Below are 24,880 nucleotides of genomic sequence, written 5' to 3' on the forward strand. Positions count from 1 at the left end.
AGCCAATTCTTTTGAAATTTTAAGTAACATAGCTGCCTAACTATCTGCCCCCTCTTGCCGGAGGTGGTCTATATGTATGAATGCCACCAGTCCCATCACTTGAAGGAACGCCACCATGTCTTGGACAAAACCTGCTTACACCGACCTGCGTATCGGCTTTGAAGTCACCATGTACTTCGCCAGCCGCTAATCTCTGCCTTGGCAGACATGCAGCACGACGCCTCGGTTATGCCGAGGCGTTTTATTTTCAGCGTTACTTTTAATTTCCGCGTTGCAATGATGGAGCATCCATGCTTGTCCAGATTCTAGGTTCCGCCGCCGGCGGCGGTTTCCCCCAGTGGAACTGCAACTGCGTGAACTGCGCCGGTTTTCGCAACGGCAGCCTGCAGGCCAAGGCGCGAACCCAGTCGTCTATCGCGATCTCCGATGACGGCGTGAATTGGGTGCTGTGCAATACCTCACCGGACATCCGCGCCCAACTCCAGAGCTTCGCCCCGATGCAACCGGGCCGCGCGCTGCGCGACACCGGCATCGGCGCAATCATCCTGATGGACAGCCAGATCGACCACACTACCGGCCTGCTCATGCTGCGTGAAGGTTGCCCGCATCAGGTCTGGTGCACCGACATGGTCCACGAAGACCTGAGCACCGGGTTCCCGCTGTTCAATATGCTGACTCACTGGAACGGCGGTCTGAGCTGGAACCGCATCGAACTGGACCAGAGCTTCAACATCCCGGCCTGCCCTAACCTGCTTTTCACTCCGCTGCCACTGCGTAGTGCCGCACCACCCTACTCGCCGCACCGCTTCGACCCCCATCCGGGCGACAACATCGGCCTGATCGTCGAAGACCTGAACACCGGCGGTAAACTGTTCTACGCGCCAGGCTTGGGCAAGGTCGATGCGTCGTTGCTGGAGATCATGGCCGGCAGCGATTGCCTGCTGGTGGACGGTACGCTGTGGGACGACGACGAAATGCAGCGACGCGGCGTCGGCACCCGCACCGGTCGGGAAATGGGCCACCTGGCGCAGAACGGCCCGGGCGGCATGCTCGAAGTGCTGGAGCAACTGCCCGATCAGCGCAAGGTGCTCATCCACATCAACAACACCAACCCGATTCTTGATGAGGATTCGCCGGAACGCGCGGAGCTGGATCGACGCAATGTTGAAGTGGCGTATGACGGCATGAGTCTTGTGCTGTAGGAATTAAGACCGCTGCGCGGTCATTCGCGAGCAGGCTCGCTCCCACAGGAGAATGCGATCAACTGTGGGAGCGAGACTGCTCGCGAAGAGGCCAGTCCAGACACCAAAGATTTTCACGGTTGTTCCCCGGAGACCCGCAATGACCGACACCCCATTGTCCCCCGCCGAATTCGAAGCCGCCCTGCGCGCCAAAGGCGCCTATTACCACATTCACCACCCCTACCACGTGGCGATGTACGAAGGCCGGGCAACCCGCGAGCAGATCCAGGGCTGGGTCGCCAACCGCTTTTACTATCAGGTGAACATCCCGCTCAAAGATGCCGCGATCCTGGCCAACTGCCCGGACCGCGAGATCCGCCGCGAGTGGATTCAGCGTCTGCTCGACCACGACGGCGCCCCCGGCGAAGACGGCGGCATCGAAGCCTGGCTGCGTCTGGGCCAGGCAGTCGGCCTCGACCCCGATCAGCTGCGCTCCCAGGAACTGGTGCTACCCGGCGTGCGTTTCGCTGTTGACGCCTACGTCAACTTCGCCCGCCGCGCCAGCTGGCAGGAAGCGGCCAGCAGCTCGCTGACCGAACTGTTCGCACCGCAGATCCACCAGTCGCGTCTGGACAGCTGGCCGCAGCATTACCCGTGGATCGACCCGGCCGGCTACGAGTATTTCCGCACGCGCCTGGGCCAGGCGCGCCGTGATGTCGAACACGGCCTGGCGATCACTTTGCAGCACTACACAACGCGGGAAGGCCAGGAGCGCATGCTGGAAATTCTCCAGTTCAAACTGGACATTCTTTGGAGCATGCTCGATGCCATGAGCATGGCCTACGAACTCAATCGCCCGCCCTATCACAGCGTGACCGGGCAACGGGTCTGGCACAAAGGAATCACCTTATGAGTTTCGATCGCAGCAAGACTCCAACCTGGCGTCCCGGCTACCGCTTCCAGTACGAACCGGCGCAAAAAGGCCATGTGCTGCTGTACCCGGAAGGCATGATTAAACTCAATGAAAGCGCCGCGTTGATCGGTGGCCTGATTGATGGCGAGCGGGACGTTGCAGCGATCATCGCCGAACTCGACAAACAGTTCCCCGGCGTGCCCGAGCTCGGTGACGATATCGAGCAATTCATGGAGGTCGCCCGTGCTCAGCACTGGATCGAACTTGCCTGATAACGCGTCAGACAAGTTACCGCCCAAACCGGAAATCGGCCTGCCGCTATGGCTGCTGGCCGAGCTGACCTACCGCTGCCCGCTGCAATGCCCATACTGTTCCAACCCGCTGGATTTCGCCGAACAAGGCAAAGAGCTGACCACTGAACAGTGGATCAAAGTGTTCCGCGAAGCGAGGGAAATGGGTGCGGCGCAGTTGGGCTTTTCCGGGGGGGAACCGCTGGTGCGCCAGGACCTCGACGAGCTGATCGCCGAGGCACGCAAGCTGGGGTTCTATACCAACCTGATCACCTCCGGCATCGGCCTGACCGAGCAGAAAATCAGCGACTTCAAGAAGGCAGGCCTCGATCACATCCAGATCAGTTTCCAGGCCAGCGACGAGCAAGTGAACAACCTGCTCGCCGGTTCGAAAAAGGCCTTCGCGCAGAAGCTGGAAATGGCCCGCGCGGTAAAGGCCCACGGCTATCCGATGGTGCTGAATTTCGTTACCCATCGGCACAACATCGACAAAATCGACCGCATCATCGAGCTGTGCATTGCCTTGGAGGCGGACTTCGTCGAACTTGCGACCTGCCAGTTCTACGGTTGGGCGCAGCTCAATCGCGTGGGGCTGTTGCCGACCCGGGAACAACTGGTCCGTGCCGAACGCATCACCAATCAATACCGCGCCAGACTGGAAGCCGAAGGGCATCCGTGCAAGCTGATTTTTGTCACGCCGGACTATTATGAAGAACGCCCCAAAGCCTGCATGAATGGCTGGGGCAGTATTTTCCTGACCGTCACGCCGGACGGAACGGCGCTGCCGTGTCACGGTGCCCGACAGATGCCGGTGCAATTTCCCAACGTGCGCGACCACAGCATGCAGCACATCTGGTACGACTCGTTCGGCTTCAACCGTTTTCGCGGTTACGACTGGATGCCCGAGCCGTGCCGCTCCTGCGACGAGAAGGAAAAAGACTTCGGTGGCTGTCGCTGCCAGGCGTTCATGCTCACGGGTGACGCGAGCAATGCCGACCCGGTGTGCAGCAAATCGCATCATCACGGCGTGATCCTCAGGGCCCGCGAAGAGGCTGAGCACGCGACCCAGACCATTGAACAACTGGCCTTTCGCAATGAACGAAACTCACGCCTCATCGCCAAAAGCTGAACCCTTCAGCGCCGCCAAAGCCGTTGCAGCGGGCATCGATTTTGCCGAATTGCTGGTCGGTCAACAGGGCTTGTTCTGGAACGAATACCGCCCGGAGGACGCCGCCTGCCGCATCTGGCATTGGCGCAATGGCGCAGCGAACTGCCTGACGCCACCGGGTTTCAGCGTGCGCAGTCGGGTGTACGAATACGGTGGTGGTGCGTTTTGTCTGACGGACGATGGGGTGGTTTTCGTCAACGAGGCCGACCAGCAGCTGTATCACCAATCGCTAAAGGGCGAGGCACCCGAGGTGCTGACATCCGGCATCTGCCGCTACGGCGACTTGCAGTACGCCAAGGGTCAGGTGCTGGCAGTTGAAGAAAACCGCGACCGACACCGCCTGGTGGCAATCGATCTGGTCGACCGCCAGCGCCATTTGCTGGCCGAAGGCGCCGACTTCTACGCCGCCCCGACCCTCAGTCCTGATGCGCGGCGTCTGGCGTGGATCGAGTGGAGTCGCCCGGATCAGCCCTGGACCGCGACCCGTTTGATGGTTGCCGAACGCCAGGGCGATGGTGAATTTGGACCGGCCCGCTGCGTGGCCGGTGATGAAGCTGAAGAATCCCTGCAACAACCTCGGTTTGATAGCAGCGGCCGATTGCTGTGCCTGACGGATCGTGGCGGTTACTGGCAGCCTTGGGGCGAGTCGGCAAACGGTCTGATCCCATTGCCGAGCGCTGCGGCCGATCATGGCCCTGCCCCTTGGCAACTTGGCGGCTGCACTTGGTTACCGCTGGGCAAGGACCATTATCTGGCGAGTTGGACCGAAGGCGGTTTTGGTCGATTGGGCGTTTGCGGGGTCAGCTGTGAAGCGTTCACGGGCGACTACAGCCGCTTTCGCAGTCTCGCCCTGGATGAGCAATTCATTTATTGCATCGCGGCCTCGCCGGTCAGCTCCTCGGCGGTGATTGCCATCGAGCGCCAGACCCGCCAGGTCAAGGTGCTGGCCGGCGGCATCGCACCTTTGCCCGCCGAGCAGATCAGCCACCCGCAAACCTTGCGCTATCCAAGCGGATCGGGCGAGGCCCACGGTTTCTTCTACCCGGCGATGAATGGCGAAGCAAAACCGCCACTGGTGGTGTTCATCCACGGCGGACCGACATCCGCGTGCTACCCGATGCTCGATCCGCGCATTCAGTACTGGGCCCAGCGCGGTTTCGCCGTGGCCGACCTCAACTACCGTGGCAGCAGCGGCTATGGTCGGGCCTACCGCCAGGCCCTGCATTTGAGTTGGGGTGACGTCGATGTTGAAGACGCCTGCGCGGTGGTCAGACATCTCGCCGAACGCGGATTGATTGATGGTGCCAAGGCGTTCATTCGCGGCGGCAGCGCCGGTGGTTACACCACACTTTGCGCGCTGGCCTTCCACGACGTGTTCCGGGCCGGCGCCAGTCTTTATGGGGTCAGCGATCCCGTCGCTTTGGGTCGGGCGACACACAAGTTCGAGGGCGACTACCTGGATTGGCTGATCGGCGATCCCGTGCAGGACGCCGAGCGCTACGCCGCAAGAACGCCGTTGTTGCATGCGGGCAACATCCGCGTACCGATGATCTTCTTTCAGGGGGAACTGGATGCCGTGGTCGTGCCACAGCAAACCCGCGACATGGTCGAGGCGTTGCAAAACAACGGCATTCTGGTCGAGGCTCATTACTACGCGGACGAACGCCACGGCTTTCGCAAGGCCGGCAACCAGGCCCATGCGCTGGAGCAGGAATGGTTGTTTTATCGGCGGGTGATGGATCTTGAAGGCTGAGGTCTGTGCTCAAAGCGGAAATTGCGTCCTCCCGTTCGCGAGCAGGCTCGCTCCCACAGGATCTGCGGTGCACGCAAAACCCTGTGGGAGCGAGCCTGCTCGCGAAAGCAATCTACCAGGCCATGCAAGACTCAGCGCTTGGCGATGATATACACCGCATGCACGATCCCCGGGATGTAACCGCACAGGGTCAACAGAATATTCAGCCAGAACGCCCCCCCGAAGCCTACTTGCAGAAACACACCCAACGGCGGCAACAGAATGGCGATGATGATGCGAATAAAATCCATGGGGTCAGCTCCTGATTGAAGTCGGCTCGTGCGAACCATACATGCAATCGACCTGTGCCGTTGGTCAGGGTTCACATCAATACTTCGTGGTACCCGCTCATCAAGGGTGAATCACGCGGACAAAAAAACGCCCCACGCCAAAAAAATCAGGCGAAGGGCGTGCGTTATACCGCGAGACGGTTCAGGAATTTTGTGCCGGGAACGTCCCGACTCAGACGGCAATCCCCTTGCGGCACTGCACTTGTGCGGTGCGTACTCGGGAGAAGGCGCGGGCCAGGCGCAGCAGCATTTCGTCGATGTTGCCTTTGCTGACAGTCAAAGCGGGGGTAAAGCGCAGACAGTCGGGTTGTGGGGCATCGAGCAGCAAGCCTTCGTACAACGCCGCTTTGACCACGTCGTCGGCGCAATCGTCGGAAAGGGTCAGGCCCCAGAGCAGCCCTTGGCCGCGCAATTCGCCGTGACCATATCGATGGGACAAGCGCTGCAGACCTTCTCGCAGGTGCTGGGCGGTTTCCCCGACATGCTCGAGAAATCCTTTGTCCTGCATATTGTCGAGCACGGCCAGGCCCGCCGCGGTCATCAGCGCATTGCCATGGTGGGTACCGCTCATTTCGCCGGTGTCGAAACAGCAGGCCCTCCCCCGCGCCAGCAGGGCCGCCAGAGGCACGCCACCACCCAGCCCTTTGCCGAGCACCACGATATCGGCCCGGACGCCGTAGGATTGTTCGGCGAGCAAGGTACCGCAGCGACCGATGCCGGTTTGCACTTCGTCGAGGATCAACAGGATGCCGAGTTCTCGGCAGAGGCGCTCGACGCCTTTGAGGTAATGCGCCGTGGCCGGAATCACCCCGGCCTCGCTCTGGATCGGCTCGAGCATGATCGCTACCGTCTGCTCATCCACGGCCGAGTGCAGCGCCGGAAGATCATTGAACGGCACATGGTTGAAGCCCGGAAGCTGCGGCTCGAATCGGTTGATCAGCGTCGAACTGTCCGACGCCGGAATCGTCCCCAAACTACGGCCATGACACCCCTTGCTGGCAACGATGATTCGCGAAGCGCCACCGCGATGTTGTTGACCCCATTTGCGCGCCAGTTTGATCGCTGCTTCACAGGCTTCGCTGCCGGTGTTGAGCAGATACGCTTGGTCGCTGCCGGTGCCGGTACACAAGTGCTCGGCGAGGTTGAGCATGCCGCGATTGTGCAAGCCGAAACCGGGATTGATCAGTGTCTGAGCCTGCGCCGCTATCGCGTTGATCAACGCCTTGGGGCTGTGGCCGAGGCTGTTGGCCCCGCCGCCCTGGGAAAAATCCAGATAGGCGCGGTCATCGCTGTCCCACAGCCATGAGCCCTGGCCGCGTACAAAAACCTGCTGCGGCCGCGCGACACTGGGCATCAGACACTCGCTGGAAAGGTTGTCGCTACTGGACGGGAAAGATGCGTTCGTCACCAGATCATCAAGACTCGGCAAATGACGGCGCAGGCTGAACAAATTCATTCGTTCAACCCTCGCTTGAGGTTTTTTGCATTACCTATGTAAACACCATCGAAGCAAACGGTATTCATCGTGTTCTGTGGCCCTGTAAGCCTTGTGAATACCGGTAGACTAGGCTCAGACAAGGCGTTGAGCCATTTCGATTTCCGAGCATTTTCGATAAGTATTACTTATGGATTTCAAGCAACTGCGTTATTTCGTCGCGGTCTATGAAGAAGGCCATGTAGGCCGCGCCGCCGAGCGACTGTCCATCTCCCAACCGGCGCTGTCCCAGCAGATCCGCCACCTCGAGCAGATCCTCGATGTGAGTCTGTTCGAGCGCAGCAGCAAACGCCTGCTGCCGACACTCGCGGCCCACACGCTGTACAACCACGCCCTGCCCTTGCTCGACGGTCTGCAACGGGCACGCGAAGCGCTAGGCAATTTCAAGGGGCAAGCGCTGCGTACGCTGGCCATCGGTGTCTTGCAGACCGTGCATACCAGCCTGGTGCCGCAGATGCTCGAACGGGTACGCAGGGAGCAACCGCATCTGGTGGTGCAGATCTATGAACTGACGGGCCTGGAAATCGAGCGACGACTGCTCAATGGGTCACTGGATATCGGCATCAGTTACTTGCCGCCCCGCCAACCGGGGCTGCATGGCGTCATGTTGTACGAAGATGAACTGACCCTTGTGATCCCGGCTGAGCATCCATTGCGGGAATTCAAGAAAGTGTCCATGAGCCAGGCCGCTGAATTGCCCATGCTGCTCCTGGGTGAAGAGTTTCAGGTGCGGCAAATCTGGCAGGCGCAATTGGCAAACCTGGGACGCCGGCCACAGGTGCAAGCCGAACTGAATAACATGGCCGGGATTCTCGATAGCCTGCCGCACACGCAGTTGGCGACGGTGTTGCCGGGGCGTTCACAAAAGGCGCATGGCAATAAGGATTTGCTGTGGAAACCCCTGACCGAACCACGCGTGCCACTGAAAGTCGGATTGGTGTGTCGCGATGTGCAACGGCAACAGGCCTCGTTGGCGTTGCTGCGGACATTGCTTGAAGAGGTGATGAGTCGGCCGGATGAACGGGACGGCCTGAGCTGAATACTTTTTCGCAGGCATAAGAAAACCCCGCCGAAGCGGGGCTTTGCAGACTGTTTCCCTGACATCCATTTCACTCCGCCGTCCTGGCAGAATCCTACGTGTCCGTGTTGTTGCTTTGCGCTTCCTGCGCGACGTCCATGAGAAGTAGATTAGCTGTGGATCCAATCTGCTTCTATGGGAGAAAAGCAGCACGTCATGTAAGAGAATGCTTACATGACGTTACATTGTCAGAACTGTGCCGCATCCAGCAGAAACAGCGACTCGCTGCCAGCTTTCACCGAGGCGCTCAACGAGTGAATTCGCGGCAACAGACGAGCGAAATAGAACCGCGCCGTGCCCAGTTTGCTCGCATAGAAATCGCCCTGCGCTTCCTTGCCCAAAGCTGCCTTGGCCATCAGTGCCCACATGTAGGCATAGGCCACGTAACCGAAGGTTTGCAGGTACTCCACCGAAGCGGCGCCGATTTCGTTCGGATTGGCTTTCGCCCGGTCCAGCAACCAGGCCGTCAGTTCGTCGAGGGTGGTCACGGCATCGTTCAACGGCTTGGTGAACTCCACCAGGTCAGGGCTGGCAGTCGCCGTGAAGTGGCGAATCTCGTCTGCGAACAGGTTGTAGAACGCTCCGCCGCTGCCGACGATCTTGCGCCCCACCAGATCCAGCGCCTGAATGCCGTTGGTGCCTTCGTAGATCTGGGTGATGCGCACGTCACGCACCAATTGTTCCTGGCCCCATTCGCGGATGTAGCCGTGGCCGCCGAACACTTGCTGGCCGTGCACGGTGGTTTCCAGGCCAAGATCGGTCAGGAACGCCTTGGCCACCGGGGTCAGCAGCGCCACCAGATCTTCCGCACGTTTGCGCGTGGTGGCGTCTTCGCTGAACTTGGCGGTGTCCAGTTGCATCGCCACGTAGGTCGAGAAAGCACGACCGCCTTCGTTGGAAGCTTTCATGGTCAGCAACATGCGACGCACGTCCGGGTGGACGATGATCGGGTCGGCCACCTTGTCCTTGTTCTGCGCACCAGTCGGCGAACGGCTTTGCAGGCGGTCACGGGCATATTCGACGGCGTTCTGGTAGGAGCGCTCGCCGCTGGCCAGGCCCTGGATGCCGACGCCCAGACGCTCGTAGTTCATCATGGTGAACATCGCCGCCAAGCCTTTGTTCGGCTCACCGACCAGATAACCCACGGCTTCGTCGAAGTTCATCACGCAGGTCGCGGACGCCTGGATGCCCATCTTGTGTTCGATTGAACCGCAATTGGCCGGGTTGCGCGCGCCCAGGCTGCCGTCGGCATTGACCAGGAATTTGGGCACCAGGAACAGCGAAATGCCTTTCGGCCCCGCCGGCGCGTCCGGCAGCTTGGCCAGCACCAGGTGGATGATGTTTTCGGTGAGGTCGTGCTCGCCGCCGGTGATGAAAATCTTGGTGCCGCTGACCTTGTAGGAACCGTCGGCCTGAGGTTCGGCCTTGGTGCGGATGATCCCCAGGTCGGTGCCGGCATGCGGCTCGGTCAGGCACATGGAGCCTGCCCAGACCCCGGCGTACATGTTCGGCAGATAGGCGGCTTTCAGTTCTTCGCTGGCGTGGGCATTGATCGACAGGCAAGCCCCGGCGGTCAACATCGGGTACAGGCCGAACGACAGACTGGCGGAGTTGACCATCTCTTCGACCTGGGCCGAAACCGCCTTGGGCATGCCCATGCCGCCGTAGGCCGGATCACCGCCCACGCCGACCCAACCGCCTTCAGCGTAAGTCTGATAGGCCTGTGGGAAACCGGCCGGGGTGGTGACAGCACCGTCCGACCAGTGGCAACCTTCTTCGTCAGCCGCGCGGCTCAGGGGCGCAATGCTTTTGCTGGTGACCTTGCCGGCTTCTTCGAGAATGGCTTCGACCGTTTCAGCGTCAACGGTATCGGCCAGCGCCGGCAACTCGGCCCAGAGTTTGGCGACCTCGAAAACTTCATTGAGGACGAAGCGCATATCGCGCAGGGGCGCTTTGTAGTCAGCCATGGCAAACCTCGCAAGATCTAATACAAGTTATTCACAGGGAGAGTGTTTTGAATGGGTCCGAGTGTAACCCAACAACGTTTGCGACACATAGGGTCAGCACATGACCGCTTTGTAATTTTTGGTCATCGCCATGTGCGAGGATTGAGAGGGATGAAACGGTAGGAGCGAGCTCGCTCGCGAAAAACCTGAGGGTGCCACTGGTGTCAGGATTTACACGTTATCGTTCACGACCATCGCGAGCTCGCTCCTACAAAGGGCTGGCGTCAGAGCGCAAATAACTCCGCCGGCAGCTGCATCAGGCAGTCACTCCCCGCCTCGATCGCCGTCCGATGAGCGGCAGTACGCGGCAACAATCGCTTGAAGTAAAACTCGCTGGTCGCCAGTTTCGCCCGGCAGAAATCGGCATGGCCTTCACCCGTTTCTAGCTGTGCCTGCGCCACCAACGCCATGCGTAACCACAGGTAGCCGAGGACGATATAGCCGCTGTACATCAGGTAATCCACCGACGCAGCACCGACTTCATCCGGGTTTTTCATCGCCGCCATGCCTACCCGGGTCGTCAACTCACCCCATTGCTGATTCAGCTCATTGAGTTGAGCCACATAGCTGGCCAGTTGAGGATGCCCGGCGTTCGCCGCACAAAACTTGTGAACGATTCTGGTGAAGCCACGCAGCAGTTTGCCCTGGCTGCCGAGGACTTTGCGCCCAAGCAGGTCCAGCGCCTGGATGCCGTTGGTGCCTTCATAGATCGGTGCGATGCGGCAATCGCGCACCAGTTGCTCCATCCCCCACTCGCGGATAAAGCCATGGCCACCAAACACCTGCATCCCGTGGTTGGTCACTTCCAGGCCGGTTTCGGTCATGAAGGCCTTGCAGATCGGCGTCAGGAACGCCAGAAGGTCTTCGGCATCCTGACGCGCCGTTTCATCCGCACCCAGGTGCGCGGCGTCCAGCAACTGCGCAGTGAAGTAGGTCAGTGCGCGGTTGCCTTCGTTGAAGGCCTTCATGGTCAGCAACATCCGGCGTACGTCGGGATGCACGATGATCGGGTCGGCCACTTTTTCCGGGGCTTCAGGGCCGGTCAACGCGCGCATCTGCAAACGCTCATGGGCATACTTGATCGCGCCCTGGAAGCTCGCCTCGCCCAGACACAAGCCCTGCATGCCAGTACCCAGCCGCGCGTGGTTCATCATGGTGAACATGCAGTTCAGGCCCTTGTTCGCTTCACCGATCAAAAAGCCCTTGGCCTCGTCGAAATTCAGCACGCAAGTGGCCGAAGCCTTGATGCCCATTTTGTGTTCGATGGAGCCGCAAGACACACCATTGCGCTCTCCTGCTTCGCCCGCGGCATCGGGCAGGAACTTGGGCACGATAAACAGCGAAATGCCTTTGGTCCCGGCCGGTGCATCCGGCAATTTCGCCAACACCAGGTGAATGATGTTGTCGCTCATGTCGTGTTCACCGGCCGAGATGAAAATCTTGCTGCCGGAGATGGCATAGCTGCCGTCGGCCTGGGGTACGGCGCGGGTCTTGATGATGCCCAGGTCGGTGCCGCAATGGGCTTCGGTCAGGCACATGGTGCCGGTCCACTGACCGGCGGTGAGTTTGCTCAGATAGGTCTGTTTCTGTTCTTCGGTGCCGTGGGCGTGGATCGCCGACATGGCGCCATGGGTCAGGCCGGGGTACATGCCCCACGACGTATTGCTGGAAGCCACCATTTCGCTGATGACCAGTCCCAGAGAGCTGGGCAAACCCTGGCCACCGTAGGCCGGATCGGCCGCCAGGCCATGCCAGCCACCTTCCACGTATTGTGCGAAAGCCTGCTTGAAGCCTTTGGGCGTCGTCACCACGCCATTGTCGAAATGGCAGCCCTCTTCGTCGCCGCTGCGATTGAGGGGCGACAGCACGTTCTCACAGAATTTCGCGCCTTCCTCAAGGATCGCATTGATCATGTCCGGGCTGGCGTCATTGGCCCCCAGCGCCGCGTAGTTGCTGTGAAAGTCGAAGACGTGGTCGATCAGAAAGCGCATGTCGCGCAGGGGAGCTTTGTACTCAGGCATGGTCGTTTCTCCGGCGGCAGATTTGTTCAACCTACTGCTGGCAACCTTGCCTCACAATCACAGTCCAGACGCTGAATGCGCCATCATCACTCAACCGTAGCGGCGTCCATGCGCACGGCGCCACGGCGGTTCTGCCCGAATGCCATCACGCAGTTACGCCCGGCGCCCTTGGCACTGTAGAGCGCCTGGTCGGCGGACTTAAGCACTTCTTCAGGGGTGCGTTGCTCAACCCGTTCAGCGACGCCGATACTGACGGTGACCGACACGCTCGAAGCGGTGGAACCGGAGCGACGCTGGCGCCCCTGATTATCATCCTGCGGACGGCTGTCCTGATTGCGCAGATGGATGTTGTAGGTGGCGATGGATTCGCGGATCACTTCCAGGTGCGGCATGCACTCTTCAAGAGTCTTGCCTGCAAACACCAAGGCAAATTCTTCACCCCCGTAGCGATACGCCTTACCGCCGCCACCGATTTTCGACAATTTACTGGCCACCAGTCGCAACACTTGGTCGCCGACATCGTGGCCGTGGGTGTCGTTGAATTTCTTGAAGTGATCGACATCGCTCATCGCAAGCACATAGTTGCGTCCCAGACGCTGCATGCGTTCGTTCAGTGCGCGGCGGCCCGGCAGACCGGTCAGCTCGTCGCGGAAGGCCATTTGATAAGCCTCATGGGCCACGGCGGCGGCGATCATCAACATCACCTGGCTGCACATGATGTTCAAGGTGAACGGCAGAATGAAAGTTTTCGGCAACATCCAGAACAGCCCGAGCAAGCCCACCAGTTGTGCGGCGTGGAGCGGCCTCGGGTTGCGCCAGTACTGCCAGGCCAGCAGCACAAACGACGCGATGAACACCGGATACGACAGCTGGATCAGGCTCATCCAGGCGCCGTGCAAGGCCGGCCAACGGATCTCTGACAGCCACATCAGCAACGCCTGTGGATAGCTCTTCTCCAACCCCAACGCCACGCTGCCCACCGCCAACAACACGGCAAAACGCGCCACCATGTCCTGGAACAGATGTGTTCGCTCCTGCCACGCAGCGAATACCCCAAACATCAACGGCAGCAACAGGCAGCACAAATGAAAGACCACCGCGGCGTCTTCGCGCACTTTGCCGTTGTCGCGGTAGTAGTCAGTCTGGGTGTCGAGCAGGAAGTAGGCGATGTACACCGTGACCATCAGAAACAGTTCACGTTGACGTCGGTAAACCGCGCAATAAGCACCGCCGAGCAGCAGCACCAGGGTTGGCAGTACGTTGAACAGCGAGGTGAAGAAGACGTTCAGGTCCTTGACGTACGCAGCCGCAAGCCCCGCCAGCAACAGCAGCAACGACGGCAGGAAATGACTCAAACGCACAGCGGAAGAACGCGGCAAGGGTAAAGCTCCGACCGTCATAGCAAGTTGATGGCATTGTGCCTGCAATGCAGGTTAATACGCACACACATTCTGACCAAGGTCACATGGCCATCATTGTTAACGGCAGAAGCACGGACTTACTGAGCAATTGGACGAGGTTTTTTTCGGCAGTTCGTAACCGGAGCATCGGGTTGCACTTCAGTCATAAGCCATGCCCGACAGGTGGCCATTGAACATTCTTCAAGCAAAAAAAAACCGCTGATCCCGAAGGACCAGCGGTTTCTTGAAGAACTGCGTTAAGGCTTAGTAACCCAGCGCGAAGTCTTCTTCTTTCATGTCCATCAGGTTGTTGGCGCCCGACAGCATGGTTGCAACGTGAGTGCGGGTACGCGGCAGGATGCGCTGGAAGTAGAAGCGCGCAGTCTGCAGCTTGGCGGTGTAGAACGCCTCCTCGGAAGTGCCGGCAGCCAGTTTCTCGGCCGCCAGGCGCGCCATGTCGGCCCAGAAGTAGGCCAGGCAGGCGTAACCGGAGTACATCAGGTAATCCACCGACGCCGCGCCGACTTCTTCGCGATCCTTCATGGCAGCCATACCGACCTTCATGGTCAGCTCGCCCCATTCCTTGTTCAGTGCAGCCAACGGTGCAACGAACTCTTTGACCGCTTCGTTACCTTCGTTGGTCTGGCAGAACTTGTGCACGATCTTGGTGAAACCTTTGAGGGCTTCGCCTTGAGTCATCAGTACTTTACGACCCAGCAGGTCGAGTGCCTGGATGCCGGTGGTGCCTTCGTACAGCATGGAAATGCGGCTGTCGCGCACGTTCTGCTCCATGCCCCACTCGGCGATGAAACCGTGGCCGCCATAGATCTGCACGCCGTGGTTAGCCGACTCGAAACCGACTTCGGTCATGAAGGCTTTGGCGATTGGGGTCATGAACGCCAGCAGTGCGTCGGCTTTCTTTTTCTCTTCTTCGTCCACGCCGTACTTGACGATGTCGACTTGCTTGGCGGTGAAGTAAACCATTGCGCGGTTGCCTTCGGCGAACGCCTTCATGGTCAACAGCATGCGGCGTACGTCAGGGTGCACGATGATCGGGTCGGCAGCTTTGTCCGGCGCTTTAGGGCCAGTCAGCGAGCGCATTTGCAGGCGATCGCGAGCGTATTTCAGGCCGCCCTGGAAGCCGACTTCAGCATGGGCCAGGCCTTGCAGCGCGGTACCCAGACGTGCGGTGTTCATGAAGGTGAACATGCAGTTCAGGCCTTTGTTCGCCGGGCCGATCAGGAAACCGGTGGCCGCGTCGAAGTTCATCACGCAGGTGGCGTTGCCGTGAATGCCCATCTTGTGTTCCAGGGAACCACAGGACACCGCGTTACGTGCACCGATCGAACCGTCTGCGTTCGGCAGGAACTTTGGCACGATGAACAGGGAAATACCTTTGGTACCGGCCGGTGCATCCGGCAGGCGGGCCAACACGATGTGGACGATGTTGTCGGCCATGTCGTGCTCACCGGCCGAGATGAAGATCTTGGTGCCGGAGACTTTGTAGGAACCATCAGCCTGAGGCTCGGCCTTGGTGCGCAGCATGCCCAGGTCGGTACCGCAGTGAGGTTCGGTCAGGCACATGGTCCCGGTCCATTCGCCGGACACCAGTTTTGTCAGGTAAGCCTCTTGCTGCTCAGGCGTGCCGTGCTCGGAGATGGTGTTCATCGCGCCATGCGACAGGCCCGGGTACATGCCCCACGACCAGTTGGATTCGCCCACCATTTCGCTGATGGCCAGACCCAGGGATTCCGGCAGGCCTTGGCCGCCGTGCTCGACGTCGTGAGCCAGGCTTGGCCAGCCGCCTTCGACGAATTGTTTGTACGCTTCCTTGAAGCCTGTCGGGGTTTTAACGCCGGACTCGCTCCAGGTGCAGCCTTCAAGGTCGCCCACACGGTTCAGCGGAGCCAGTACCTGCTCACAAAACTTGGCGCCTTCTTCGAGAATGGCGTCAACCATGTCCGGAGTTGCGTCCGCGCAAGCCGGAAGGCTCTGATAGTGCGCTTCGTAGCCGAGCAGTTCGTCACGAACGAAGCGAATATCACGCAAGGGGGCCTTGTAGTCAGGCATAGCGATAAACCTCTGCTGATGTAACCGGGAATGAACGACCGCGTGGATGTGTTGTGGCGGTCAAACAGTTGTTTGAAACATACGTTTACGCCAAAAGCTTGTCAAGCGCCGATCATTTGCCATTCGTCATCACCCCATCGCCACACCAACGCACACGGCACCGCAACGGCGCTCGACGAGCTACACGCAGTGTAGGAAAGAATAGTTTGCAGAGAAGGACTTACGCAGAAAAACGCCGCGAATGATCGCGGCGTCGGCGTTACGGGTTCACAAGCGTCAGGCGAAGGTATCGATCAACGTACCGAGCACTTCATCGGATGCCTTGGCGACTTTCACACCCAGTTCCACCTGAAATTTACCCTGGGCCATCTCCACCATGCTGCTGGCCAGGTCCGATTGCTGGCTGCGATCGACCGACCGCAGGCGATCGACCTGAACATCGGAGGACTGGCTGGTGACCGAACGCTCGATCGTATTATTGGCGATCTGCCCGGCGGCTAGATCGACACGGTTCTGCCCTGTCTGAATAGTGCTCAGACCGGCGTAAAAAGCGGTGCTTCCTGAGATTTCCATGGGAGAACTCGTCCTTTCAAAGGATCAACAGCGGACATTGAAGCAGACGCGTGAGCAAAACACCCGACAAAAACACTAATGGCACAGTGCCTTGTCATAGACAAAGCCCACACCTTCAGTCCAGCAAATCCAGCTGAAGATGCTCCGCCACCGCTTCGGCCGTGACCACCTTGAGTTTCGGCACCCGTCCAAGGCACGGTGCCGGGATCCGTTCGGCAAGCGTCGCCAGGTTTTCTTCCAGCCGCGACGTCTTGGCATCGATGATATTGGCCACCCACCCCGCCAGTTGCAAACCGTCCTGGGCGATGGCCTCGGCGGTCAGTAACGCATGGTTGATGCACCCCAGACGCACGCCGACCACCAGAATCACCGGCAGCCCCAGCGCCATCGCCAGGTCGGACAGATTGTCCTGATCCGCCAGCGGCACGCGCCAGCCACCGGCGCCTTCGATCAAGGTGAAGTCGGCTCGCATGTCGAGAATCTGCTGCATCGGCATCAACAGCGACTGCACCGTCAATGCCACACCCGCCTCGCGTGCCGCCAGATGCGGAGCGATGGGCGGTTCGAAGGCAAACGGATTGACCTGCTGATACGTCAACGGCACCGAGCATTCCGCCAGCAGCGCCAAGGCATCGGCGTTGCGCAAGCCCTTGGGCGTGACATCGCAACCGGAGGCGACCGGTTTACCCGCCGCCGTGCTCAGGCCCGAAGACCGTGCGGCGTAGAGCAAACCGGCGGCCACCGTGGTTTTGCCGACATCGGTGTCGGTGCCGGTGATGAAATAGGCTGCACTCATAAGGGTTTCTCCATAACGGCGTACACCACTTGATAAGTCGCCGGCAGGCCCTGGGCCTGACGAAATTGCTCATAGGCCTCGATCAATCCCAGAATCCGCGCCCGACCGGTCAATCCGCCCGGCCGACCAGGGTTGAGGTTGTGCGCGCCCAGCGCCTTGAGCTCGTGGGTCAAGCTGCGCACATCCGGGTAGTACAGCACGTGGGGACGGGTTTGCAGACTGATCGGCTGCAAACCGCTGGCCGCGCATAACTGCTGATAAACCGTGAACTCGCGGAAGCGGTTGACGTGCACCATGCCATCCACCTGCCGCCAACTGTCACGCAGTTCTAACAAAGTCCCCACGCACAGACTAGCAAACGCGAATATTCCGCCAGGCTTCAGCACGCGATAAGCCTCGCTGAGTACCGAAGCGAAGTCCGCGCACCACTGCACCGCCAGGCTGGAATAGATCAGGTCGCAGGTCGAGTCGCGCAGTGGAAGACACTCGGCATCGCCGGCGATGAAGTGCGTGGCACCGCCTAATGGTCGGGCGTGCTTGAGCATGCCTTCGGCGATGTCCAACGCCACGCCGTGCCCCGCCGGGAACCGCTCACCCAGCGCGCGACTGAAATGCCCGGTGCCGCAGCCCAAGTCGAGCCAGCGCGCCGGCACGAAATCGTCCGGCAAACGGCTCAGCAGCTGGCTGCCGACATCACGCTGCAATTCGGCCACGCTGTCATAACTCTCCGCAGCACGGGAGAACGAAGCCGCTACCTGGCGTTTGTCAGGCAACCCCCCAGGTGGGGTGGGAAGGGATAAATCAGTCATCGCCGCACTCATGCAAAAAGGCCTGGATCGCCCCCGCCACGCCGTGGGGATCTTCCAGAAGAAACGCGTGGCTGGCCTGTTCGATCAGGCCGATTTCGACATCGGGCAGCAACGTCAGCAAATCGCCCGCCGCTTCGGCAGGCACCAGGCCGTCGAGGCCGGCGAACAGATGCAACTGCGGTCCGCGAAAAGCCTGCAAGGCTTGCCGGGTATCCAGTTGCGCGAGCACTTCCAGGCCGCTCATCAACACGGGCGCTGCGCTATGTGGCGCACCACCGAGCAACAACCGAGACAACCCGCGCGGGTCTTCGGCGCCTTGTGCGCAGAGCAACGAAAAGCGTTTCAAGGTCATGCGCGGGTCGGCGATGCAGCTCGCCAGAAACGCATCGAAGGTTTCCCCGGGCATCGCACTTGGCCACTGTTCATGACTAACAAAAGAAGGATTGCTCGCCAGCGTAAACAAGCCGCAGCACCGATCACCGCGACGCGCCGCCAACTGCGACGCAAGCATGCCGCCCAGTGACCAACCGCCGAGCCAGGTGTCCTGAGGGATCGTCGAGTCGAGTTCATCGAGCCATTCCTCAGGATCGCTCGACTGCAGTTCCGGCAATGGCTCGATTTCCACCCGCAGGTGCTCGTCCAGGCCTTGCAGGGCCGCGGCCAAGGGTTCCAGCGGCGAAATTCCGAGGCCCCAGCCGGGCAGCAGAATCAGTCGGTCACGCATCGCTTGGCTCCGGTCCAAGTTGTTTAAAACAATCGGCCAGTCCCTCTAACAATAGCTGCACCTGCGCTTCACTGTGGGCGGCGGTCAGGGTCACACGCAGGCGGGCGCTGCCGGCGGGCACGGTCGGCGGGCGGATCGCGGTCACCATCAAGCCGCGTTCGCGCAGCATCTGCGACAAGCGCACCGCGCGCCCGGCGTCGCCAATCATGATCGGCTGGATCGGCGTGGAGCTGTCCATCAATTCCAGGCCGATCTGCTCGGCGCCCTGGCGGAACTGACGGATCAACGTCTGTAGATGCTCACGACGCCAATGCTCGCTGCGCAGCAGTTCCAGGCTTTTCAACGTGGCACAGGCCAGGGCGGGCGGTTGGCTGGTGGTGTAGATGTAGGGCCGGGCGAACTGGATCAGGCTCTCGATCAGCTCTTCGCTGCCGGCGACAAACGCCCCCGCCGTGCCGAACGCCTTGCCGAGGGTGCCGACCAGCACCGGCACGTCATCCATGCTCAATCCGAAATGCTCGACGATGCCGCCGCCATTCGCGCCCAGCGGGCCGAAACCGTGAGCATCGTCGACCATCAGCCATGCCCCCTTGGCCTTGGCTTCCCGGGCCAATGCCGGCAGATCGGCGATGTCGCCATCCATGCTGAACACACCATCAGTGACCACCAGCGTATTGCCGGTGGCTTTCTCAAGACGTGCGGCCAGGCTCGCCGCATCGTTGTGCAGGTAGCGATTGAAACGCGCCCCGGACAACAGCCCGGCATCCAGCAGCGACGCGTGGTTAAGCCGATCTTCGAGCACCGTATCACCCTGCCCCACCAACGCCGTGACCGCGCCAAGGTTGGCCATGTAACCGGTAGTGAACAGCAAGGCGCGCGGGCGCCCGGTCAGATCGGCCAGGGCTTCTTCCAGCGCGTGATGCGGCCCGCTGTGGCCGATCACCAGATGCGAAGCGCCGCCACCAACACCCCATTTCGAAGCACCCGCGCGCCAGGCTTCGATCACTTGCGGGTGATTGGCCAGGCCCAGGTAGTCGTTGTTGCAGAACGCCAGCAATGGCTGGCCATCGACAACTACCTCAGGGCCTTGCGGGCTTTCGAGCAGCGGGCGTTGGCGGTATAGGTTTTCGGCACGACGGGCAGCCAGGCGTGCGGCGAGATCGAAAGACATGCAGGCCTCGTCTATCCAGTGACACAAGTCCACTGTGGGAGCGAGCCTGCTCGCGAAGAGGGCCTCACCGTCAACAAAAATGTCGATAGTCAGATCCCATTCGCGGGCAGGCTCGCTCCCACAGGGTTTTACATTTCAATCAGGTCAATGGCGGACGATTCAAACGGCAGCGTTGTAAAACTGCTCGCTGTTCTTCTGCTCCACCAGCGCCTGCTCGATGGCAGCCTGATGCACTTCGTCGGCGTGCTCTTCGCGCGCTTCCGGCAGGATCCCTAAGCGCCCGAACAGTTGCATGTCCTTGTCGGCCTGTGGGTTGGCGGTGGTCAGCAGTTTTTCGCCGTAGAAAATCGAGTTGGCGCCAGCCAGGAACGCCAGGGCCTGCATCTGCTCGTTCATGGCTTCGCGGCCGGCGGACAGGCGCACATGGGATTTAGGCATCAGGATCCGGGCGACGGCGAGCATACGGATGAAGTCAAACGGGTCGACATCGTCGGCATTTTCCAGTGGCGTACCGGCGACTTTCACCAGCATGTTGATCGGCACCGACTCCGGATGCTCCGGCAGGTTGGCCAACTGGATCAGCAGGTTGGCGCGGTCGTCGAGGGACTCACCCATGCCGAGGATGCCACCGGAGCAGATCTTCATTCCGGAATCACGCACATATGCCAAGGTTTGCAGGCGTTCGGCGTAGGTGCGGGTGGTGATGATGCTGCCGTAGAACTCCGGCGAGGTGTCGAGGTTGTGGTTGTAGTAGTCGAGGCCAGCCTTGGCCAGCGCTTCGGTCTGGTCCTGATCCAGGCGACCAAGGGTCATGCAGGTTTCCAGACCCAAGGCCTTTACGCCTTCGACCATCTTCAGCACATACGGCATGTCCTTGGCCGACGGGTGCTTCCACGCCGCACCCATGCAGAAACGGGTCGAACCGATGGCCTTGGCGCGGGCGGCCTCCTCGAGGACCTTCTGCACCTCCATCAGCTTTTCTTTTTCCAGGCCGGTGTTGTAGTGACCGGACTGCGGACAATATTTGCAATCTTCCGGGCAGGCACCGGTCTTGATCGACAACAGGGTCGACACCTGGACGCGGTTGGCGTCGAAATGCGCGCGGTGCACGGTCTGCGCCTGAAACAGCAAGTCATTGAATGGTTGAACGAAGAGTGCTTTGACTTCGGCCAAAGACCAGTCATGACGCAGGGTTGCAGAGGTGCTGGCGCTCATGGGCGTTACCTTTATTTTAAGCCGTACAAGGTTTTATGCTGGGCAAACGCCTGCGGGACGGAATACCCACAGGCGCCACACGGATGTTCGGCATATTTAAGGAAGAGCGATGCGCTGTCAACCACAACACAATGAACAGGTTTACATCTGGTTAAAAAACAAACAATTCTGTTTGCTTTGCGACGAAGCCGCCGATGGTGATACGCCCCTTTGCATGGCCTGCGAAACGGAGCTTCCCTGGCTCGGCGATCACTGTCAGACCTGCGCCCTGCCGTTACCCGCAGCTGGCCTGACCTGTGGCCAGTGCCTGAAACAGCCGCCGGCTTTCGAAAACGTCATTGCCCCCTGGAGCTACAATTTTCCGATAGACAGCCTGATCACCCGCTTCAAACACAGCGCGAAGTGGCCCTTTGGCCACCTGCTGGCCGAGCTGCTCGTCCAAGCCGTGCAACATCGCTTCGAAGATGAACTGCCGCGTCCCGACTTGTTGGTGCCAGTGCCGCTTGCCACCCGCAGGCTGCGCCAACGGGGGTTCAATCAGGCGGCGATGCTGGCTCGCTGGCTCAGCAGCCGCCTCGATTTGCCCTGTGATGAACGCCTGCTGCTGAGAACTCAGGACACCAGCGCGCAACAAGTGCTGAACGCCAACGACCGGCGGCGAAACCTGCGTAACGTTTTTGCTCTGGCACCTGGTGCAGCAGTCGTAGGACGTCACCTGGCACTGATAGACGACGTGCTGACCACCGGCGCCACGGCCCAGGCCCTGGCTCGCCTGCTGGTGGATGCAGGCGCCACGCGAGTCGATGTGTATTGCCTGGCTCGCACCCCAAAACCTGGCGAAACGGTTTGACCTGAAAACCCATTACCCTGTGGGAGCGAGCCTGCTCGCGAGGGCGGTGTGCCAGCAGCCGTGATTTCGTCTGACACGACCTCTTCGCGAGCAGGCTCGCTCCCACAAGGACCGTGGCTCGACTTGACTCCCAGGCTCTCAGCCGCCAACGTCCCCTCCATCGTCACAGATCGAAGCGCTCTGCCATGTCCCTGCCCACATTGTTGTCCCAACACCTTGTCCGTCGGCCGCAGCGAATCGCCCTGCTGCAACACATTGCCGAACAGGGCTCGATCACCCGAGCGGCGAAAAGCGCGGGCCTGAGCTACAAGGCTGCCTGGGATGCCATCGATGAGCTCAACAACCTGGCGCAGAAGCCATTGGTGGAGCGCAGCGTCGGCGGCAAGGGTGGTGGCGGCGCCAAACTGTCCAGCGAAGGCGAGCGGGTTTTGCGCCTGTATCAAAAGCTGCAAGCCTTGCAGGCCCAGGTACTGGAAGCCGCCGAGCAAGCCAGCGACCTCGACCTGCTCAGCCGTTTGATGCTGCGCACCAGCGCGCGCAATCAATTGCACGGCAAGGTTGCCGCCATCGAAACCCAAGGCCACAACGACAGGGTTCGCCTTGAATTGGCCGAAGGCTTGAACATCGACGCACAAATCACCCACGACAGCACCCTGCGCCTGGAGCTGCAACCCGGCACCGAAGTGGTGGCCCTGATCAAGGCCGGCTGGCTTGAATTGCTCGGCGCCGACTACGTCGCAACGCCCGGACACAATTGCCTCAAAGGCACGATCGAGGAAATTCTCGACGCCGAAGACGGCCCCAGTGAAGTGCGCATCGCCCTGCCCAACGGCCAGACACTTTGCGCTCTGGCCGATCCCGAACACCTGCAATCGCGGCGCTTGGCCACGGGAGAAACGGTGAGCGTGCAGTTTTCGCCGTCCAACGTGCTACTGGGTACGCCGTTGTAAACGCGCTGCAACAAAACCGTCATCACCCATCATTAAGGTGACTGCAAAAACCGCAGGGAGCCTGATGTGAGCCTATTGGAAGAACACCAAACCACCGACCTCGAACAAATGGTCGGCCTCAGCCGCCGTGGATTCATCAGCGCAGGAGCCCTGTGCGGCGCCGCGATGTTTCTGGGCGGCAACTTGTTGAGTCGCAGCGTGCTGGCAGCCAGTGTCAATGCCGGCACCAGCCAATTGCTGGGTTTCGACAGCATTCCCGCGGCCACCGCCGACAGCATCAGCCTGCCGCCAGGCTACAAATCCTCGGTGCTGATCAGTTGGGGTCAACCCTTGCACAAGAACGGCCCGGCCTTCGACCCGAGCGGCCATGGCAGCGCCGGGCAGCAGGAAGTGCAGTTCGGTGATCACAACGACGGCATGAGCCTGTTCGCCTTTCCCGACGACCCCAACCGGGCGCTGATGGCGATCAACAACGAGTACACCAACTACCGCTACCTCTACCCCCACGGCGGCATGCCGCAATCGGCCGAAGAGGTACACAAGGCATTGGCCGCCGAAGGCGTGGCGGTCATCGAAGTGCAGCGCAAAAACGGTCACTGGCAATTCGTCCAGGATTCGCGCTACAACCGTCGCATCCACGGTAACTCCCCGATCAGCCTGAGCGGTCCGGCCGCTGGCCACGAGCTGCTGAAAACCAGCGCCGACCCACACGGCAAGACTGTTCTCGGCACCTTCCAGAACTGCGCCAACGGCAAAACACCCTGGGGCACTTATCTGACCTGCGAAGAGAACTTCACCGATTGTTTCGGCAGCACCCAGGCCGAGCAGAAGTTCGACGCAGCACAGAAGCGCTATGGCGCGGTGGCGACCAGGAAAGAGATCAACTGGCATCAGCACGATGCGCGCTTTGACCTGGCGAAAAACCCCAACGAACTCAACCGCCACGGCTGGATCGTGGAGATCGATCCATTCGATCCGCAATCGACCCCGGTCAAGCGTACGGCGCTGGGTCGCTTCAAACATGAAAACGCCGCCCTGGCCGAAACCAATGACGGCCATGCCGTGGTGTACATGGGCGACGATGAGCGCGGCGAATTCATCTACAAGTTCGTCAGCCGCGACAAAATCAATCACAAAACCCCCAAGGCCAACCGCGACTTGCTCGACCACGGCACCTTGTACGTGGCGCGTTTCGACGCCGGCGACAACAATGCCGATCACCCGAAAGGCCAGGGTGAATGGATCGAACTGACCCACGGCAAAAACGGCATCGATGCCGGCAGCGGTTTCGCCGATCAGGCGCAAGTGCTGATCAACGTGCGCCTGGCGGCCAGCGTGGTGAAAGCCACGCGCATGGATCGCCCGGAATGGATCGTGGTGAGTCCCAAGGACGGTCAGGTCTACTGCACGTTGACCAACAACGCCAAGCGCGGTGAAGACGGGCAACCGGCGGGCGGTCCGAATCCGCGGGAAAAAAACGTTTACGGGCAAATCCTGCGCTGGCGCACCGACCGCGACGATCACGGTTCGAAAAGTTTTTCCTGGGACCTGTTCGTGGTCGCCGGCAATCCGCAAGTGCACGCCGGCACACCGAAGGGCGGCTCATCGAACATCACGCCGCAGAACATGTTCAACAGCCCGGACGGGTTGGCTTTCGATGACGCCGGGCGGTTGTGGATACAAACCGACGGCGATGCCAGCAATGCCGGGGATTTCGCCGGCATGGGCAACAACCAGATGCTCTGCGCCGACCCGGTGACCGGCGAAATTCGCCGTTTCATGGTTGGACCGATTGGTTGCGAAGTGACGGGCATCAGCTTCTCGCCGGACCAGAAGACCCTGTTTGTGGGGATCCAGCATCCAGGCGAATTCGGCGGTTCGACCTTCCCCGAGCACTTGCCCAACGGCAAGCCGCGCTCTTCGGTCATTGCCATTACCCGTGAAGACGGCGGGATCATCGGCGCCTGATAAGTCCACATCGCGGGCAAGCCCGCTCCCACAGGTCCTGTGCCGATTTCCACATGGCGCATATCCTGTGGGAGCGGGATTGCCCGCGATGCCGTCAGTCCAGACGCCCCACATCTCAAG

General features: G+C 60.4%; 22 protein-coding genes. 10 read left to right on the top strand and 12 right to left on the bottom strand.

Translation table 11 applies throughout. The features are described 5' to 3' along the window. Positions 1-115 precede the first annotated feature (115 nt). The 6 genes from pqqA to AC07ZE_RS27270 all read left to right on the top strand — a co-directional run bounded on the left by pqqA (position 116) and on the right by AC07ZE_RS27270 (position 5,305). Positions 116-190 (top strand): pyrroloquinoline quinone precursor peptide PqqA, encoded by a 75-nt coding sequence (gene pqqA / locus AC07ZE_RS27245; protein ID WP_003422658.1) that lies wholly within the window; start codon positions 116-118, stop codon positions 188-190. Positions 191-290: 100 nt separating this feature from the next. Further along, entirely contained in the window at positions 291-1,202 is a 912-nt protein-coding gene (gene pqqB / locus AC07ZE_RS27250) for a pyrroloquinoline quinone biosynthesis protein PqqB (protein ID WP_207267469.1), read from the top strand. Positions 1,203-1,341: 139 nt separating this feature from the next. Then, positions 1,342-2,094, top strand: coding sequence for a pyrroloquinoline-quinone synthase PqqC (gene pqqC, locus AC07ZE_RS27255; protein WP_207267470.1), 753 nt, complete (start codon positions 1,342-1,344; stop codon positions 2,092-2,094). Continuing rightward, complete coding sequence (gene pqqD, locus AC07ZE_RS27260) at positions 2,091-2,366, top strand: pyrroloquinoline quinone biosynthesis peptide chaperone PqqD (RefSeq protein ID WP_095195887.1); 276 nt, start codon at positions 2,091-2,093, stop codon at positions 2,364-2,366. Before pqqC ends, pqqD begins: the two co-directional genes overlap by 4 nt. Beyond that, positions 2,359-3,513, top strand: coding sequence for a pyrroloquinoline quinone biosynthesis protein PqqE (gene pqqE, locus AC07ZE_RS27265; RefSeq protein WP_207267899.1), 1,155 nt, complete (start codon positions 2,359-2,361; stop codon positions 3,511-3,513). Before pqqD ends, pqqE begins: the two co-directional genes overlap by 8 nt. Beyond that, positions 3,479-5,305, top strand: coding sequence for a S9 family peptidase (locus AC07ZE_RS27270; RefSeq protein ID WP_207267471.1), 1,827 nt, complete (start codon positions 3,479-3,481; stop codon positions 5,303-5,305). The genes pqqE and AC07ZE_RS27270 overlap by 35 nt, the downstream gene beginning before the upstream one ends. Before the next feature lie 131 nt (positions 5,306-5,436). Here AC07ZE_RS27270 and AC07ZE_RS27275 read toward each other — a convergent pair whose 3' ends face one another. Then, complete coding sequence (locus AC07ZE_RS27275) at positions 5,437-5,595, bottom strand: YqaE/Pmp3 family membrane protein (RefSeq protein ID WP_003228885.1); 159 nt, start codon at positions 5,593-5,595, stop codon at positions 5,437-5,439. A gap of 211 nt (positions 5,596-5,806) precedes the next feature. After that, entirely contained in the window at positions 5,807-7,090 is a 1,284-nt protein-coding gene (locus tag AC07ZE_RS27280; RefSeq protein ID WP_207267472.1) for an aspartate aminotransferase family protein, read from the bottom strand. 169 nt (positions 7,091-7,259) lie between these two features. Between AC07ZE_RS27280 and AC07ZE_RS27285 the strand changes: the two genes are divergently transcribed. Next, positions 7,260-8,168: a LysR family transcriptional regulator gene (locus AC07ZE_RS27285; protein ID WP_207267473.1), complete on the top strand. Its 909-nt coding sequence runs from the start codon at positions 7,260-7,262 to the stop codon at positions 8,166-8,168. A gap of 227 nt (positions 8,169-8,395) precedes the next feature. Here AC07ZE_RS27285 and AC07ZE_RS27290 read toward each other — a convergent pair whose 3' ends face one another. The 10 genes from AC07ZE_RS27290 to bioB all read right to left on the bottom strand — a co-directional run bounded on the left by AC07ZE_RS27290 (position 8,396) and on the right by bioB (position 20,992). Continuing rightward, on the bottom strand, positions 8,396-10,174 hold the full coding sequence (locus AC07ZE_RS27290) for an acyl-CoA dehydrogenase C-terminal domain-containing protein (protein WP_207267474.1): 1,779 nt from the start codon (positions 10,172-10,174) through the stop codon (positions 8,396-8,398). Between the two features lie 263 nt (positions 10,175-10,437). Further along, a complete protein-coding gene (locus AC07ZE_RS27295; RefSeq protein ID WP_207267482.1) occupies positions 10,438-12,234 on the bottom strand; it encodes an acyl-CoA dehydrogenase C-terminal domain-containing protein in 1,797 nt (598 codons plus the stop codon). 86 nt (positions 12,235-12,320) lie between these two features. After that, positions 12,321-13,613, bottom strand: coding sequence for a GGDEF domain-containing protein (locus AC07ZE_RS27300; RefSeq protein ID WP_207267484.1), 1,293 nt, complete (start codon positions 13,611-13,613; stop codon positions 12,321-12,323). A 285-nt stretch (positions 13,614-13,898) separates the two neighbouring features. Beyond that, positions 13,899-15,704, bottom strand: coding sequence for a phenylacyl-CoA dehydrogenase (locus AC07ZE_RS27305; RefSeq protein WP_137805028.1), 1,806 nt, complete (start codon positions 15,702-15,704; stop codon positions 13,899-13,901). Positions 15,705-15,980: 276 nt separating this feature from the next. Beyond that, complete coding sequence (locus AC07ZE_RS27310) at positions 15,981-16,277, bottom strand: pyrroloquinoline quinone biosynthesis protein PqqE (RefSeq protein WP_207267486.1); 297 nt, start codon at positions 16,275-16,277, stop codon at positions 15,981-15,983. A gap of 115 nt (positions 16,278-16,392) precedes the next feature. Next, the gene (bioD, locus tag AC07ZE_RS27315) at positions 16,393-17,073 is read right to left on the bottom strand and encodes a dethiobiotin synthase (RefSeq protein WP_207267488.1); all 681 of its coding nucleotides are present in this window, start codon (positions 17,071-17,073) and stop codon (positions 16,393-16,395) included. Further along, positions 17,070-17,882 carry a malonyl-ACP O-methyltransferase BioC gene (bioC, locus tag AC07ZE_RS27320; protein ID WP_207267489.1) on the bottom strand — a complete coding sequence of 271 codons (813 nt, stop codon included), beginning with the start codon at positions 17,880-17,882 and terminating at the stop codon, positions 17,070-17,072. The genes bioD and bioC overlap by 4 nt, the downstream gene beginning before the upstream one ends. Next, a complete protein-coding gene (locus AC07ZE_RS27325; RefSeq protein WP_207267491.1) occupies positions 17,875-18,606 on the bottom strand; it encodes an alpha/beta fold hydrolase in 732 nt (243 codons plus the stop codon). The genes bioC and AC07ZE_RS27325 overlap by 8 nt, the downstream gene beginning before the upstream one ends. Beyond that, positions 18,599-19,777: an 8-amino-7-oxononanoate synthase gene (gene bioF, locus AC07ZE_RS27330; RefSeq protein WP_207267492.1), complete on the bottom strand. Its 1,179-nt coding sequence runs from the start codon at positions 19,775-19,777 to the stop codon at positions 18,599-18,601. The genes AC07ZE_RS27325 and bioF overlap by 8 nt, the downstream gene beginning before the upstream one ends. A gap of 159 nt (positions 19,778-19,936) precedes the next feature. Further along, a complete protein-coding gene (gene bioB / locus AC07ZE_RS27335; protein ID WP_207267493.1) occupies positions 19,937-20,992 on the bottom strand; it encodes a biotin synthase BioB in 1,056 nt (351 codons plus the stop codon). 109 nt (positions 20,993-21,101) lie between these two features. Between bioB and AC07ZE_RS27340 the strand changes: the two genes are divergently transcribed. From AC07ZE_RS27340 to AC07ZE_RS27350, 3 genes are all read left to right on the top strand, one after another. After that, the gene (locus tag AC07ZE_RS27340) at positions 21,102-21,842 is read left to right on the top strand and encodes a ComFC family protein (protein WP_207267494.1); all 741 of its coding nucleotides are present in this window, start codon (positions 21,102-21,104) and stop codon (positions 21,840-21,842) included. A gap of 185 nt (positions 21,843-22,027) precedes the next feature. Next, positions 22,028-22,792, top strand: a complete 765-nt coding sequence (locus AC07ZE_RS27345; RefSeq protein WP_207267495.1) for a TOBE domain-containing protein — start codon at positions 22,028-22,030, stop codon at positions 22,790-22,792. 66 nt (positions 22,793-22,858) lie between these two features. After that, positions 22,859-24,760 carry a PhoX family protein gene (locus tag AC07ZE_RS27350; protein WP_207267496.1) on the top strand — a complete coding sequence of 634 codons (1,902 nt, stop codon included), beginning with the start codon at positions 22,859-22,861 and terminating at the stop codon, positions 24,758-24,760. Positions 24,761-24,880 lie beyond the last annotated feature (120 nt).

The organism is Pseudomonas sp. GW101-3H06 (genome assembly GCF_059424605.1).

Bases quoted from the DNA above. Each gene is read 5' to 3' on its own strand.
- pqqB (WP_207267469.1), top strand. From the start codon at position 291: ATGCTTGTCCAGATTCTAGGTTCCGCCGCCGGCGGCGGTTTCCCCCAG.
- pqqC (WP_207267470.1), top strand. From the start codon at position 1,342: ATGACCGACACCCCATTGTCCCCCGCCGAATTCGAAGCCGCCCTGCGC.
- pqqD (WP_095195887.1), top strand. From the start codon at position 2,091: ATGAGTTTCGATCGCAGCAAGACTCCAACCTGGCGTCCCGGCTACCGC.
- AC07ZE_RS27270 (WP_207267471.1), top strand. From the start codon at position 3,479: ATGAACGAAACTCACGCCTCATCGCCAAAAGCTGAACCCTTCAGCGCC.
- AC07ZE_RS27275 (WP_003228885.1), bottom strand. From the start codon at position 5,595: ATGGATTTTATTCGCATCATCATCGCCATTCTGTTGCCGCCGTTGGGT.
- AC07ZE_RS27280 (WP_207267472.1), bottom strand. From the start codon at position 7,090: ATGAATTTGTTCAGCCTGCGCCGTCATTTGCCGAGTCTTGATGATCTG.
- AC07ZE_RS27285 (WP_207267473.1), top strand. From the start codon at position 7,260: ATGGATTTCAAGCAACTGCGTTATTTCGTCGCGGTCTATGAAGAAGGC.
- AC07ZE_RS27290 (WP_207267474.1), bottom strand. From the start codon at position 10,174: ATGGCTGACTACAAAGCGCCCCTGCGCGATATGCGCTTCGTCCTCAAT.
- AC07ZE_RS27295 (WP_207267482.1), bottom strand. From the start codon at position 12,234: ATGCCTGAGTACAAAGCTCCCCTGCGCGACATGCGCTTTCTGATCGAC.
- AC07ZE_RS27305 (WP_137805028.1), bottom strand. From the start codon at position 15,704: ATGCCTGACTACAAGGCCCCCTTGCGTGATATTCGCTTCGTTCGTGAC.
- AC07ZE_RS27310 (WP_207267486.1), bottom strand. From the start codon at position 16,277: ATGGAAATCTCAGGAAGCACCGCTTTTTACGCCGGTCTGAGCACTATT.
- bioD (WP_207267488.1), bottom strand. From the start codon at position 17,073: ATGAGTGCAGCCTATTTCATCACCGGCACCGACACCGATGTCGGCAAA.
- bioC (WP_207267489.1), bottom strand. From the start codon at position 17,882: ATGACTGATTTATCCCTTCCCACCCCACCTGGGGGGTTGCCTGACAAA.
- AC07ZE_RS27325 (WP_207267491.1), bottom strand. From the start codon at position 18,606: ATGCGTGACCGACTGATTCTGCTGCCCGGCTGGGGCCTCGGAATTTCG.
- bioF (WP_207267492.1), bottom strand. From the start codon at position 19,777: ATGTCTTTCGATCTCGCCGCACGCCTGGCTGCCCGTCGTGCCGAAAAC.
- bioB (WP_207267493.1), bottom strand. From the start codon at position 20,992: ATGAGCGCCAGCACCTCTGCAACCCTGCGTCATGACTGGTCTTTGGCC.
- AC07ZE_RS27340 (WP_207267494.1), top strand. From the start codon at position 21,102: ATGCGCTGTCAACCACAACACAATGAACAGGTTTACATCTGGTTAAAA.
- AC07ZE_RS27345 (WP_207267495.1), top strand. From the start codon at position 22,028: ATGTCCCTGCCCACATTGTTGTCCCAACACCTTGTCCGTCGGCCGCAG.